Source organism: Streptacidiphilus cavernicola (assembly GCF_042510955.1).
Classification (GTDB): Bacteria; Actinomycetota; Actinomycetes; order Streptomycetales; family Streptomycetaceae; genus Streptacidiphilus; species Streptacidiphilus cavernicola.
Map to the genome: position 1 here is coordinate 171,572 of NZ_JBHFAB010000013.1, position 11,786 is coordinate 183,357.

Annotated in this window: 17 protein-coding genes; 5 read left to right on the forward strand and 12 right to left on the reverse strand. The window is 70.2% G+C overall.

The genetic code is table 11. The annotated features are described in order from the left end of the window. Nucleotides 1-30: 30 nt before the first annotated feature. The 3 genes from ACEZDE_RS19290 to ACEZDE_RS19300 form a co-directional block, all read right to left on the reverse strand. Nucleotides 31-216 carry an FxLD family lanthipeptide gene (locus ACEZDE_RS19290; protein ID WP_380537555.1) on the reverse strand — a complete coding sequence of 62 codons (186 nt, stop codon included), beginning with the start codon at nucleotides 214-216 and terminating at the stop codon, nucleotides 31-33. A 319-nt stretch (nucleotides 217-535) separates the two neighbouring features. After that, entirely contained in the window at nucleotides 536-1,084 is a 549-nt protein-coding gene (locus tag ACEZDE_RS19295; protein ID WP_380537556.1) for an ATP-binding protein, read from the reverse strand. Between the two features lie 298 nt (nucleotides 1,085-1,382). Continuing rightward, nucleotides 1,383-2,114 (reverse strand): GntR family transcriptional regulator, encoded by a 732-nt coding sequence (locus ACEZDE_RS19300; protein WP_380537557.1) that lies wholly within the window; start codon nucleotides 2,112-2,114, stop codon nucleotides 1,383-1,385. A gap of 119 nt (nucleotides 2,115-2,233) precedes the next feature. On the opposite strand from ACEZDE_RS19300, the gene ACEZDE_RS19305 reads away from it, so the two are divergent. The 5 genes from ACEZDE_RS19305 to ACEZDE_RS19325 all read left to right on the forward strand — a co-directional run bounded on the left by ACEZDE_RS19305 (nucleotide 2,234) and on the right by ACEZDE_RS19325 (nucleotide 7,330). Beyond that, nucleotides 2,234-3,088, forward strand: a complete 855-nt coding sequence (locus ACEZDE_RS19305) for a class I SAM-dependent methyltransferase (RefSeq protein WP_380537558.1) — start codon at nucleotides 2,234-2,236, stop codon at nucleotides 3,086-3,088. A 1,137-nt stretch (nucleotides 3,089-4,225) separates the two neighbouring features. Then, a complete protein-coding gene (locus ACEZDE_RS19310) occupies nucleotides 4,226-5,533 on the forward strand; it encodes a transcriptional regulator (protein ID WP_380537559.1) in 1,308 nt (435 codons plus the stop codon). Between the two features lie 412 nt (nucleotides 5,534-5,945). Continuing rightward, nucleotides 5,946-6,758, forward strand: coding sequence for a hypothetical protein (locus ACEZDE_RS19315; RefSeq protein WP_380537560.1), 813 nt, complete (start codon nucleotides 5,946-5,948; stop codon nucleotides 6,756-6,758). Beyond that, nucleotides 6,755-6,994, forward strand: a complete 240-nt coding sequence (locus tag ACEZDE_RS19320) for a hypothetical protein (protein WP_380537561.1) — start codon at nucleotides 6,755-6,757, stop codon at nucleotides 6,992-6,994. Before ACEZDE_RS19315 ends, ACEZDE_RS19320 begins: the two co-directional genes overlap by 4 nt. Before the next feature lie 114 nt (nucleotides 6,995-7,108). Further along, the gene (locus ACEZDE_RS19325) at nucleotides 7,109-7,330 is read left to right on the forward strand and encodes a hypothetical protein (protein WP_380537562.1); all 222 of its coding nucleotides are present in this window, start codon (nucleotides 7,109-7,111) and stop codon (nucleotides 7,328-7,330) included. Nucleotides 7,331-7,396: 66 nt separating this feature from the next. Here ACEZDE_RS19325 and ACEZDE_RS19330 read toward each other — a convergent pair whose 3' ends face one another. The 9 genes from ACEZDE_RS19330 to ACEZDE_RS19370 form a co-directional block, all read right to left on the reverse strand. After that, nucleotides 7,397-7,708 (reverse strand): hypothetical protein, encoded by a 312-nt coding sequence (locus ACEZDE_RS19330; RefSeq protein ID WP_380537563.1) that lies wholly within the window; start codon nucleotides 7,706-7,708, stop codon nucleotides 7,397-7,399. Beyond that, a complete protein-coding gene (locus tag ACEZDE_RS19335) occupies nucleotides 7,705-8,742 on the reverse strand; it encodes a hypothetical protein (protein WP_380537564.1) in 1,038 nt (345 codons plus the stop codon). The genes ACEZDE_RS19330 and ACEZDE_RS19335 overlap by 4 nt, the downstream gene beginning before the upstream one ends. A 2-nt stretch (nucleotides 8,743-8,744) precedes the next feature. Further along, nucleotides 8,745-9,470: a Rad52/Rad22 family DNA repair protein gene (locus ACEZDE_RS19340; protein WP_380537565.1), complete on the reverse strand. Its 726-nt coding sequence runs from the start codon at nucleotides 9,468-9,470 to the stop codon at nucleotides 8,745-8,747. An 80-nt stretch (nucleotides 9,471-9,550) separates the two neighbouring features. Then, nucleotides 9,551-10,150: a hypothetical protein gene (locus ACEZDE_RS19345; protein WP_380537566.1), complete on the reverse strand. Its 600-nt coding sequence runs from the start codon at nucleotides 10,148-10,150 to the stop codon at nucleotides 9,551-9,553. Between the two features lie 80 nt (nucleotides 10,151-10,230). Further along, on the reverse strand, nucleotides 10,231-10,461 hold the full coding sequence (locus tag ACEZDE_RS19350; RefSeq protein WP_380537567.1) for a hypothetical protein: 231 nt from the start codon (nucleotides 10,459-10,461) through the stop codon (nucleotides 10,231-10,233). Continuing rightward, complete coding sequence (locus tag ACEZDE_RS19355) at nucleotides 10,458-10,706, reverse strand: hypothetical protein (RefSeq protein ID WP_380537568.1); 249 nt, start codon at nucleotides 10,704-10,706, stop codon at nucleotides 10,458-10,460. The genes ACEZDE_RS19350 and ACEZDE_RS19355 overlap by 4 nt, the downstream gene beginning before the upstream one ends. Beyond that, nucleotides 10,691-11,176 carry a hypothetical protein gene (locus ACEZDE_RS19360; protein ID WP_380537569.1) on the reverse strand — a complete coding sequence of 162 codons (486 nt, stop codon included), beginning with the start codon at nucleotides 11,174-11,176 and terminating at the stop codon, nucleotides 10,691-10,693. The genes ACEZDE_RS19355 and ACEZDE_RS19360 overlap by 16 nt, the downstream gene beginning before the upstream one ends. Further along, nucleotides 11,173-11,373 carry a hypothetical protein gene (locus ACEZDE_RS19365; RefSeq protein WP_380537570.1) on the reverse strand — a complete coding sequence of 67 codons (201 nt, stop codon included), beginning with the start codon at nucleotides 11,371-11,373 and terminating at the stop codon, nucleotides 11,173-11,175. The genes ACEZDE_RS19360 and ACEZDE_RS19365 overlap by 4 nt, the downstream gene beginning before the upstream one ends. Then, on the reverse strand, nucleotides 11,373-11,771 hold the full coding sequence (locus tag ACEZDE_RS19370; RefSeq protein WP_380537571.1) for a hypothetical protein: 399 nt from the start codon (nucleotides 11,769-11,771) through the stop codon (nucleotides 11,373-11,375). The genes ACEZDE_RS19365 and ACEZDE_RS19370 overlap by 1 nt, the downstream gene beginning before the upstream one ends. Nucleotides 11,772-11,786 lie beyond the last annotated feature (15 nt).

An 11,786-nucleotide genomic window follows, 5' to 3' on the forward strand; every position in this document is an offset into this window, starting at 1 on the left:
GGGACACTGTCCGACCCGCGCCGGGTGAACTCAGCCCGAGGTGGTGCAGGTGCTCGGGCAGGAGGACCCGCAGTTGTCCCCGGTACCGCACATGAGCACGGTCTCGGTGGCGGGGGTGTTCTCGATGTAGGAGATGTCCAGCTGGAACGGGTCGAACGGGGCGTCCTCGGCGGCGTCCGGCTGTGCGTCGGCGCGTTCGACGGTCTGGGTGCTCATCTGGTGCTCCTGCTTCCTCTCAGAGGGACTGATGTGGACGTTCAGCCGACGGTGTTCGCACCGTCGGACGCTTCTCCAGGGGAGCGGTTCAAGTCAGTGGTGCGTCCCCGGCCCGGTCCCCTATGCCGGCTGGCGGGGGAGCAGGGACCGGGCGGGAGACGCTCTTCCCGCCGGGCTGCGGCGGGGGCTTGGAATGGCTACCAAGGCAGCCGGGTTCAGGTGGCCATCGCGGCTCGGTGACGGCACGGCGCGTACCCCCGCGGTGGTGCTCCTTTTGATGGTCGGGGTGCCCGGTCCGCCAGGAGCCGGGCACCCCCGATTAGCTGGCGACGGCCAGGCGGCGAACGTGCTGTCGTGGGCGCATCTCGCGGATGCGGTGGCCGAGGTCTCGCATTTGGCGGTGCCGCTGGCCCTCGTCGGTGTCGGTGTGCTCGGTGGCAGCCAGCGGCAGTGCCGCGGCCGGGACTCGGAGTTGGAACCAGACGAGCTTGCCTTCGCCGTCGGGATGCCAGCCGCTTCCGTCGGCCATGACCTCGATGAGGAACATGCCCCGACCTCCCAGCGGCAGCGACCCGGCCACTTCGAGGGGCCGGGCGGGGCCGGCGGGGTTACTGTCGCGGACAGCGAAGGTGATCAGGTCGCCCTCGGCCTGCATGACGGCGGTCAGGGCCTCAGCCGTGCCGCCGTGCCGGAGCCCGTTGGTGATGACCTCACTGACCAGCAGCTTGAAGACGCCGGCAGGCCCATCGGGGTTGCCGTCGAAGCCCCAGGACCTGAGCCGGCGCATCGCCTCGTCGCGGGCGATGCCGACCTCGACCTCCTGCCGCGGGATCTGCCACCGCGCCTCCGGCGCGCTCTTGCCGGTCACGGTTGGACTCGCTCGTCGGCCCCGCGCGGAGCGGTCCGCAGTTTCACCCCGGGGATGAGCAGAGAGGATGGCCCGGCGACCGGCGCAGGCCGCGGGGACGAGACGGTACCGGCAGGATCGGCGGGCTCGGGGTCCCGGTACAGGTCCTGCGGCGGGAGGTAGGGAGTGGGGGTCACGATTTTCTCCTGGCGGAAGAGTTGGTCTGGTTCCAGCGGACTGTCCCGCACCCGGGATGGGTGCGGGTGAGCAGAAACCCGACCCAAGACTGGACCGGTAAACCGGACCAGTCAACGGTATGTCAGGAACTTCCACCCATTGGGTACTTGGTAACGCGCTCCCACATCCCCTCGGGAGTGACGCCTTCCTCTACGACGAGGACCTCACCGTTCTGGTCGCGACTGGTGTGCACGAGGACATGCACCGCGGCCGGGCACTCGGTACCCAACAGCTCTGCCTCCTCGCCGCTGATCAGCCGCACCGACTCGACGTCAACACCCGCGTCCGGGGCGGTCCCGGGCCGGCGCCCGGTGCACCGCTCCACATAGCGGGTCGTGCCCTCGGCAATCGCGCCCTCTCCGCGCAGCTTCGGGCAGACGTCGGCGATATCCGCCGGGAACCAGGCGACGACCACCGAGTGCGGAGTGCCGTCCACCAGCCGCATGAGCCTCGACCGGCGTAGCGCCGACTGCCCGGCCACAAGGCCCAGCGCGTGGGCGATCGGGGGTGGCGGATACTCCATGGACGGCGCACCCAAGCGTGTGAACGGCATTCCGGCGGCCCGGGTGGTACCGGCCTGCCGACCGCCGGCCGGCCGTGCCACCGGGGTACGTACGACGGTGTACCCAGACCCCTGGCGGCTGACGACCAAGGCATCGGCCTTGAGGACCTCCAGCGCCTTGTTGACGGTGGCACGGGAGACCTGCCACTGCTCGCACAGGTCCCGGCCCGCGGGCAATTTGACGCCAGGAGGGAACTCCCCGGCCTCGATGCGCCGCCGCAGGTTCTCGGCGATCTCTTCGTACTTGAGCATCCGGTACAACCTTCGATCAGGCGGCGGCGCGGGGCGCGTCGGGCCGATTGGTCCAGTTGACCGGTCAGGTTAAGGCAATACCGTGTCGCGGCGGGGGTGGGGGGGTACAGAATGCCCGCATGGCCCCTGAAGACGTCACCGCCCAGGTGTCCACCTGGTACGCAGAACAGTTCGACGAGGGAGCACGCCTGAGCCAGAGCGCGGACGGCCGCCTTGAGCTGCTGCGCACTCGCGAGCTTCTCGGCCGCTACCTGCCCCAGCCCCCCGCTGATGTCCTGGACGTCGGCGGTGGACCCGGCGCCCACGCCGCCTGGCTGACCGACCACGGCTACCGCGTCCACCTGGTCGACCCCGTCCAACGCCACCTGGACCAGGCCCGCGCGAGGACCGGCTGCACAGTCGAACTGGGTGACGCCCGCCACCTCACCGCGGCCGACGCCTCCTGGGACGTCGTCCTGCTCCTGGGGCCGCTCTACCACCTGCTGACTCCGGAAGACCGCTCCGCCGCACTTGAGCAGGCCCGCCGCGTAGTGCGCCCCGGCGGGATCGTCGCCGCCGCCGCCATCAGCCGCTTCGCTTCCCTGGCCGAGCACACCTCCACCGGCAACCTCATCAACGTTCGCCTGCGCGCCTCCGTCGAGGACATCCTGTCCACCCAGCAGTACGACGGCCGGCGGGGCTTCACAGCCGCCCACTTCCACACCGCCGACCAGCTGACTGCGGAGATGACCGCCGCGGGCTTGCTGCCCGATGCCGTGTACGCAGTGGAGGGCCCGATGTGGGGGCTGGTCAAAGCGGTGGAAATCCGCGGCGGGAAGCCGCTGGCCGATGACGACCCGGTGATGCTGTCCGCTCTGGCCGCCGCCCGGCTGGCCGACCCCTACCCGGAGTTGCTCTCCGCCGCCTCCCATCTCCTTGCCGTGTGCCGAGTGCCACCCGCGCTGCTGAACCCTGCTGCGAAGACAGGTAGTTGACATCTCCAGTGCGCTGCTCGTTGGCATCGGGCCTCCAATCGGCGGTCGGGTCGGATGGCTGGTGCCGCTGTCCGACCGGTAACGGGGGTACCTATCAGCCGGACAGCGGGTCTATGGGGTGCAACGGTGGAGCGGGGCGATGCGGCACGGGGGCGGGGCTGTCCGTAGATCGGCGAACAGCCCGCAGACCCCCCGCGCCGGGCGCGGTGCACCGTGTCCTGCGCTCGCACGGTTCCGCGGCCTAGCCGCCCCGGGAGGGAGCGGCGTCCTGGGGGCTACGCGGGCCGCTCGGGCTCGTGTCCGAGGTAGCGGGCGAGGTCGGTGGCGGTCACGTATGCATTGCGGTCGAGCGTCAGCGGCCTCTGGTCGGGCATGTGCGTCCGGCGCGACATGATCACGGGGCCAGGGGGCCGATCGGGGTCGGTGCCCGATCGGGATTGTGAATCAGTCATGGGCACGACAGCTCTCTGCGTAGGGGTCTGCGGTGAGGACTTGCATGGAGGGTCAGTCGTCCGGCGGCGCGTGATCCAGCACGGAGATTGGCGCGAGCCCGGCCGCCCCCGCATCCTGGCTGAGCTGGTCGCGGACCATCCCACCGAGGAGCACCAGCACCGTCCCACCCGCGGCCAACCACACTGCCCCCAGGAAGCCCATCACCCGATCGGGGGCGGCGTGCTTGCCCCGCTGGGGCCCTTGTTCGCCTGCTAAGTCGCTGGTTCGCACCGCTCTCCTACTTCCAACTGGCCTGGTTCGTGCTCCTGATCGCCCTTGAACTCGCCCCTGCCGTCGCCGCGCCTGTTGGCGTCGCCCATGGCCACTTGCTCCCAAGCCAAGCAGGAACGCCGACGGGGACGCGGTGGGGCACCCGAAGCTGACGGCTACGCAGATGCCGGACTCGGACTGCAACCGACGGCTGCAGCGCGAGAGGCGAGTCCATGATGATCATGCGCGGCTCACTGCTCCCTCCCGTTCGCCTCACGCACAGCAAACCGCACGGGCACGCACGACGTAACGTTTCAGGGGGGTTTCACTTGGAATCGTCGATCGAGGAACCCCTCGCGCCGGTAGGCTTGTTACAAGCCACACGGGAGTAGTGACGCCATGTCAGATTCCACAGCGCGCCATCCACTGAGCTTCATGCGACTTCAGCAAGGCTTAGGAAAGGCCAAGCTGGCCCAGAAGTTGAACGAGCATGCCATCCCGATGGGCGTGAATCTCGCCACCAACCGAACCACTGTGTGGAGGTGGGAAACCGGCCAGTACGACCCCGACGAGAAGACGCAGGCGGTGATCGCCTCGTTCTTCGGCCTCGCCAATGACCAATGGAGACATCAGGATTGGCCCCTGTGGCTGCCGGTGTGGGAGGTGCAGGGCCTTTCCGCTTCTTGGGATGCGCCCGGTACCGTGGAGACACTGACACATCTGAACAGGAGCGGACTCTTGGACCGCAGAGGATTCGTCACTGTCACCGGGGCCGCGCTAATGGCCCTCATCGCCAGTTGGGCTGACGCGCCCAGCGCGTTCGCCTCCGTACTCGCGGGTGACCGCGTCACCGACACCATGGTCGCCAAGCTGGAGAAGCGCGTCGAGTCGCTGCGCGAGCTCGACGCGGAGATGGGCGGAGCGCGACTCCTGGAACAGGCCCGCGGAGACCTGGCACTGGTCTCCGGCATCCTCCAGCAGGGTCGCTACACGGAAGAGCACGGCCGGCGCCTGCATGCTCTCGCCGCACGTGTGTGCTACCTCACCGGTTGGATGGCCTACGACAGCGGCCTGCACTCAGCTGGCCAGCAGTACTACGTGGGCGCGCTGCGCGCCTCGCGCAGTGCCGGCGACGACGAGTTCGGTGCGTTTGCCATGGCGGAGATGGGCGTCCAACTCGGCGAGAGCGGGCACACGAGCGAGCGGTTGGCAATGATCAACGCAGCCATCGCGACCACCCCCAGTAATATTCACCCGGCGGTGCAGTCGTACCTGCATCTCCACCAGGCCGGGTCGCTGTCGCGAACGGGCCAGGATCGTGAGGCCGCGACTGCGCTTCACCGTGCAACCAAGCTGTGGGACAAGGCGGACGGCGATCGCCCTGAGTGGATGGGCTGGTACGGAAGCGAGCAGATCGCGTCCACGCATGGCAAGATCCTCATTCGCACTGGCCGTGTCCAAGAGGCCACGGCCGCCTTGGAGTCCTCGATCAGCAGCGCCGTTCCGCGTGACCGGGCTGTCCGGTCCGCGCGGCTGGCCGAGGCCCGGCTTATGGGTCACGATCTCGAAGGCGCGCTTGCCGCCGCCAATATCGGCGCCCAACTCCTGGAGGAGAGCGTGAACAGCGCGCGGGCGACCAGTCGACTCACTGAGTTCTCGGCAGCTCTAGAGCCATACGCCAAGGTGACGCAGGTCGCGGAGTTCCGCGACCGGTTGCGCGCCTTGCCGACGGTCGCAGCCTGATAGAAATCAGCCGCAGCCGGCCGGGCCGGCCTAGGCACCGCCCAGTCCCGCGATGTAGCCCCGTGCGCCCGCGCGCCGGGGGCGTGCGCTGATTGCCCGACCGACTGGTCGGGCACAGAACTCACTGCCACCGCGGCGTACCCGAATCCGCTAGCCGGTGGACCGCCGGCACCACCTGGAGCGTGGTGTCCGGCCGGTCTCGAACGGTGGTCTCCTAGCTCGACCCTGCGCTTGGTGTCCCGGTTCGTCTCGGTCTCCTTACGTACGCTCGCGAGGTCTGCCGCCGACCCGCGAGGGGCGCGCGGAACCGCGAGGGGGCTCGCGGAGCGTTGGGCAACTTATCCCGAGAGGGAGCTACGCCCCCTCCGCTATCGTGCGTCCTTTGGGCCACCACTGGACTCGGGAGTTACCGATGGCACGTCACCAGCGTGAGGAGCGCGAAGGAGCGCGAGAGGCCCGCGAGATGTCGCGGGCCCAGCGCGAGCAGCACCGGGAGACCGTGGACGGCTTCGTCGTTCCCCTGTCAGAGGTATCGCTGCGGTGGCTGGCCCGGGGGACGACGGCGGTCCTGCTCCCCGGGGTCGCGCTGATCCTCGCGGCTCTCGCGATCAGCCTCGCGGTCGTCAACGTGACGGCTCTGCACGCCTACCTCCATGCGGCTGATGCCCCCTACGGTCTGGACTGGGCAGCGCCGGCGTCCCAGGAGGGCTTCGTCCTGGCGGGCGAGTCGATGGTGATGCTGAACGCGGTGCTGCTGCGCCGCTGGCCGTACGCGCTCGCGGGCCTCGTAATGAGTCTCGCGGGCAACGCGAGCGCTCTGTGGTGGCACTTCCACGATGCTGCTCCGCAGTTCCGGTGGCCGCTGGCGATGGTGGTGGTGTTCGGAGCAGTGGCGCTGATGGCGTTCATCGCGGTGACCCACCGAGCGGTCCACCTGATCGCGGTGCACTCGGCTCGCGAGGGCCTCGCGGGATCTCGCGAGGATCGCGAGGAAGCGCGCGATCTGGATCCGGCGGAGCGCCCGGTGAAGATCGCTGAGGCGGCCAGGGTGCTCGACGTGAAGGACTCCACGATCCGGTCGTGGATCCACCAGGGCGCGCTGGCGAACCGGAACCCGAACGGGGAGCCGATGTGCGTGCTGCTGCGCGACGTGGTCTCGCTGTGCCAGGACCGCGGTATCCCCTACACCGACCCGGCTCCTGTCCAGGTGGGGGTGGGGCCGTGAGCGGGGAGCGGGAGCGAGCGGCCCGGTTCGCGTTGTGGTGGGCGGAGCTGGCGGAGGGGCAGGCCGGCGGGGCGTGGCGCGACGCGGTGAGGCCGCGGTTCGAGGACTCCGAGCACGGCCGCTGGCTGGAGGCCGGGGGCCGGTTCCAGGCAGACGGCGCGGTGGCGGAGCGGATGGCCCTGATGTGGGCCCGGGTCGCTGCCGTCCTGGCGCCGGCCGGGGAGTCGGCTGGGTGAGGCCCAGCTGCCTGGTGGGGCTGAAGGGCCCTCTGTTGCCTTGGCGTCCGGTGTGGCAGTGTCCGCTGGAGAGTTCAGGGACGAGGGGGCAGCCATGCCGGTAGGAGAAGAGTGATGGCCAGTGGTGAGGCTTTCAGCAAGCGCGTACTGCGCAACCTGAGAAGCAACTGGCCGAAGAACGTGGTGTTGTTCGTTGCGCTGGTCCTGCTGCTGATGAAGGGCTTCGGCCTGGACGCGGACCGGGCGCTGTTGACGGCGATGGTCCTGCAGCTGGTCCTGGCCCTGGTCGCCGGCTTCGTTCTGGCGTGGGCGCGGGACGCGCGGGGGCGCCGATAGCCCGCTCAGCCCGTCCGCGGTCAGCGCCGGCCTACCCGGGAGCCGGGCCGCGGCACCGCTCCCCCGTCACCTGCTGGTGAGGGTGTACCGGTCGGGTAGGTCCTCGGGTCGGCTGCGGTAGGCGGCCAGCACGCGCTGGTAGGTCAGCAGACCGCGGGCGGCCAGCTGCTCCTGGGCGCGTTCCACGCTGCGCTGCGAGCAGCCGAGGGCTTCCATGGCGCGGGTGCGGGATATCTCGACGACGGGCCGGTGGAAGTTGCGGGACGAGGCGCGGCGGAGCAGGGCGTAGAGGTCGACGGCCGTTCCGGACAGGGGCTCCTCTCCCGGTTCGGGGAGGGCGTCCTGCTCGTGGCGCCGGGCGTCGTGGGTGCCGCTCATCCGGTGATGGCCGTGACGGTCAGGGACTCCTTCGAGCGCTTCTTGGGGCGGGTCAGGTCGTGCTCGGCCAGCAGGGCGCTGAGGGCTTCGGGGTCGTCTATCTCCTTGCCGGGAATCCGTCCGATCTTGAAGGTGCCGATGGGGCCCTTGTAGCTGCCGGACTTGGCGTCGGCGAGCTTGGCCGCGGCGAGCTGCTTGTCGGCCTTGGCCTGGGTCTCGCGGGTGCGGGCGGCGGTGTACTCGGCGGCGGCGTCGGCGATCTCGCGGCGCTTGGCCGGGTCGATGGCGTGGTGGTTGGACCGGCCGTCGGTGATTTCGGGCCAGCAGCGCCGGGTGAACGGGCAGGACCGGCAGCGCCAGTCCAGGTCGGGACCGAGCAGGTCGGTCGGCGCCCACAGCGGCTGGTCGGCGTGGGAGTAGATCAGGCGGACGCGTTCGATCACGGCCATGGCCTCGCGCTGGCCGAAGGGCCGCACGGTGATCACGTCCTCGCCGGTGGCGCGGTCCATGTGGATGAACGCCGTGGCGGTGACCGGGTAGCCGGCCTGGCGGCGGCCGAGAGCGTACCCGTCGACCTGCCACTCCTGGTGTTCCTCGGGTCCGTAGGACACGATCTTGCCCAGTGCCCACTCCTTGACGGTCTTCAGGTCGACGATGCAGCCGCCCTCCTCGCCTGTCTCGGTGTCGCGCACGCGGACGTAGAGGTCGTGGCGGCCGGGGATCTGCTGGCTGGCGGCGGTGAGCGTGATCGGGTCCTCGACCAGGACCTCGACAACCTCGCCGTACCCGCTGAGCGCTTCGGCCAGGATGGGCAGGAACCACAAGTGGATGGCGGTTCCGAGCCAGGCGCTGCGCTTCTCGCCGCCGTCGTCGTGCTCGGGGTCGTAGGGGGTGTTGGCGGCCTGGAAGGCGGCCTGGCGCAGGCAGGGCCCCAGTCCGGACAGGGAAAGTCCGGGCGGGTGGGGGTCGTTCGCCGAGGCGCGGCGGAACGCTTCGGGGACGGCGCGGGTGAGGAGGGTGGAGAAGTCGAGCATGGTCACAGGCTCCCGGCGGGGTCTGACAGGGCGCAGCCGGGGGCGTGGTCGCCGTGTTCGATGATCATTTCCATGGTGCAGGAGCACTCGGGTTCGGCGGCGGCCTGGGCGGCGTGCGCGTTGGTGGGTTCGCCGGCGGCGGGGTCTTCGGTGACGGGCGGGTCGACCGGGGCTGTGGTGCTGGTGTGCAGGGCGGTGGCGGTGGCGGTGTTGCCGATGGTGGCGACGACGGCCTGGGTGATGGGCTGGCCGCGTTTGACGCCGCTGTAGAGGGAGAGTCCGAACTGGTCGCCGAGGTTCACGCTGGCGCGTTTGAGGGCTCCGGACAGGGCGGACTTCGCGGCGTTGTCGTGGGCGTCGCCCAGGGAGGGCTGGCGCGCGGACTCGGCGACGGCGACGTCGTCGAAGCGGGCGAGCTGGGTTCCGTGGGGGTCGCGTATGGTCAGGCGGACCTGGGCGCGGTAGATGACGGTCCACCGCGGCTTGGGTCCGCGTTCGGCGTCCGGGTTGGGGTCGGGGTGCTCGATCTCGCGGACCAGGTCCAGGGCGAGGGTCTCGATGTCGAATCCGCCCCAGCCGAGGATGCGCAGGAGCCAGCGGCGGGCGTCCCACTGGGCGAGGTAGGCCATGCCCCGCTCGTCGGGTAGGACGCGGGCGGGGTCCAGGGGTTTGAGGAGCCATTCGAGCTGCTGGGCCGTCAGGCCGCGCGGCGGGGTTGATACGGTCACAGGCAAACCTTTCTTGATACTTAAATCCTACATGATGACTCGGCGGTGAGCAAGCCCGAAAGGGCCTGCCACCTGCGGGTTCAGCTGCGGTTCTTACCCGCGAGAACGATCGGCGAGTTGTCGATCCGGGAGATCCTGCCGGTCGCCCAGCCCCACTCCAGCAGCACCTCGTACGGCCACGCCGGCCGGTACAGCATGTAGTGCTTCTCCTCGGCCACCGGGAAGTCGCCGTCGCCCTTCTTCGCAGCCGCGTGCCAGCCGTCGACCGCCTTGGTGGTCACGCCGAACATCTCGGCGACCGCCGGGGTGAACAGGAGCTTGCGGCCCTTGTCGTCGAAGCGCTCCGGGTCGACGTTGGGCACCCAGCGGCCGGGGCCCTTCTCGGTGCGTGTCGCCTTGCCCGTGTCCTTGTCCAGGCGGCCGGTGTCGACGCCGACCTTGACGACTCCGGCCAGCCTCCACAGCGCCGCGCGCACCCCAGGTCCGCGCGGAGTGCTCGGGTCGCCGAAGTCGTCAGCATTGATCCACTTTCGGACGGCCACGTCGGTGACCTTGAAGACTTTCGCGATCTCCTTGGAGCTCAGGCCCTTGTCGATCCACCGTACGGCGGTGTCCCGGTCGATCCCGTACCGCTCGGCGACCTCGTCGGGGTCGAACTTGGGCTCCTTGGCTCTGGACATGCGGGGCCTCCGAGGACCTGGGCTTGATGATACCCAAATCCTACAGCCCCGGTTTGGTCGGCGCGACAGCGGGGGCCGGCTCACCCGGACCCGCGGGGCGGCGGCTCGGACGGCGCCGGGATCCGGGACGGCGGCTGCGGCTGCACGTCCAGGTCCTTCGCACACCGGTCGCGGGCCGCTGCGTCATCCCGTCCGTTGTCCGCCAGCCACTGGCGCAGGGGTTCCTGGTTGCCCGCGAGCGCGGCCGAGACGGCTTCGGGCGGCGCCCCCGCCTCGACCACCGCTGTCCAGGCCAGTACTACGGCGATCACCGGACCAGCCCGGGGAAGCCGTGGGGGAAGGCCCGGAGGCGGGCGGCCTTGGCATCCAGGCCGTCGGGGTCCAGGGTGATGCCGGGCAGGAACCGCGGGTCGATGCCGGCGAGGAGTTCGGCGAGTGCCGGGTCGCGTCGGCAGCGTTCGGCGAGTTCGGCCAGGCGCGCGGCCTGCCCGGCCATGTCCTGCTCGTGGTCGGCGCGGGTGTTGGACCGCCTCACCCGGGTCAGGAAGTCGTCCACGGCGTCTCCTCCTCGAAGGTCCAGTGGTCCGCGTCCATGCGGTGCTGGTCGAGTTCGTCGTGGCTGTCCCAGCGGGTCTTGCAGTCGGGGCAGAGTAGCGCGGGGTCGCCCTGCGGCTGCTCGGCCTCCGGCGGCGCGGAGCGCTGGGCGTCGAGGTGCTCGAGTCGCCGGTTGAGTTCGGCGCGGGCGCGGCGGTCGCCGTCGGTGCCGCCGGCGTGGGCGGGGCACGACTTGGCGAAGTCGGCGAACAGGCCGCACAGCACCACGATCACGTCGGTGTCGTCGGCGGCGACGGTCCGGGCGAAGCCGTTGGTGCCGTAGCGCCGGACGTCCGCTTCGGCGTAGGCGGTTCGCCACTTGGCCTGCGCCTCGGTGACGGTGCCTCGGCCCTGATGCAGGTCGGTGCCCTCGTACCAGGTGCAGAAGGGTCCGGGCAGGCGGACGGTGTACCCGCCGGTGGTGGTGGTCATGCTGTTCCTTCGTCGGTGTCGGTGTCTGGGGTGCAGAAGTGGTCCACGGCGGTGGCGACCAGGACGGCGAGGTCGTCTCCGTGCTCGATCGTGCAGATGGCCTCGGTGCACCTGCCGCAGACCAGGTTCGGGTCTCCGATGTCGGCGCTGTCGACCGCGAAGTGGTCGATGTCCAGCGGGATGCCGTGCAGGTCCATCAGATGTTGCGGGTGTGGCGGACGAAGTCGACGGCGGCGTCGTGGTCGGCCTGCTGGGCGATGCGGCGCATCGGGTCGCCTGCGGTGAGGGTGAAGCTGCCGGCGATCAGGTCGGCGGTCAGGGAGTCGTGGAGATTGCGGCAGGCGGTGGCTAGGGCGAAGTCGTCGGTGCAGTCCTGTCCGGCCTCGGCCTGCTCCCGGGTGATTCGCTCGGCGGCGGCGCGCAGGCCGGCGATCAGCTGGTGGGCGGCCTGGCGGTGGATCAGGGAGGTCAGGTCGTCCGCGGCGTAGCTCGGGAGCCCGTCGGCGACGCGCCGGGCGGCCAGGTCTCGCTGGTCGTCGGCGTTGCGGATGATCTGTCGGACGCGCCCCGCCGTGCGGGTGATGTCGTCGGTCATGGTGGTGCCCTACTC

Excerpts from the sequence above, each read along its gene's own strand:
- ACEZDE_RS19300 (WP_380537557.1), bottom strand. The coding sequence starts at position 2,114 with ATGCTCAAGTACGAAGAGATCGCCGAGAACCTGCGGCGGCGCATCGAG.
- ACEZDE_RS19290 (WP_380537555.1), bottom strand. The coding sequence starts at position 216 with ATGAGCACCCAGACCGTCGAACGCGCCGACGCACAGCCGGACGCCGCC.
- ACEZDE_RS19360 (WP_380537569.1), bottom strand. The coding sequence starts at position 11,176 with ATGACCACCACCACCGGCGGGTACACCGTCCGCCTGCCCGGACCCTTC.
- ACEZDE_RS19325 (WP_380537562.1), top strand. The coding sequence starts at position 7,109 with ATGGCCAGTGGTGAGGCTTTCAGCAAGCGCGTACTGCGCAACCTGAGA.
- ACEZDE_RS19365 (WP_380537570.1), bottom strand. The coding sequence starts at position 11,373 with ATGGACCTGCACGGCATCCCGCTGGACATCGACCACTTCGCGGTCGAC.
- ACEZDE_RS19345 (WP_380537566.1), bottom strand. The coding sequence starts at position 10,150 with ATGTCCAGAGCCAAGGAGCCCAAGTTCGACCCCGACGAGGTCGCCGAG.
- ACEZDE_RS19335 (WP_380537564.1), bottom strand. The coding sequence starts at position 8,742 with ATGCTCGACTTCTCCACCCTCCTCACCCGCGCCGTCCCCGAAGCGTTC.
- ACEZDE_RS19305 (WP_380537558.1), top strand. The coding sequence starts at position 2,234 with ATGGCCCCTGAAGACGTCACCGCCCAGGTGTCCACCTGGTACGCAGAA.
- ACEZDE_RS19310 (WP_380537559.1), top strand. The coding sequence starts at position 4,226 with ATGCGACTTCAGCAAGGCTTAGGAAAGGCCAAGCTGGCCCAGAAGTTG.
- ACEZDE_RS19330 (WP_380537563.1), bottom strand. The coding sequence starts at position 7,708 with ATGAGCGGCACCCACGACGCCCGGCGCCACGAGCAGGACGCCCTCCCC.
- ACEZDE_RS19315 (WP_380537560.1), top strand. The coding sequence starts at position 5,946 with ATGGCACGTCACCAGCGTGAGGAGCGCGAAGGAGCGCGAGAGGCCCGC.
- ACEZDE_RS19370 (WP_380537571.1), bottom strand. The coding sequence starts at position 11,771 with ATGACCGACGACATCACCCGCACGGCGGGGCGCGTCCGACAGATCATC.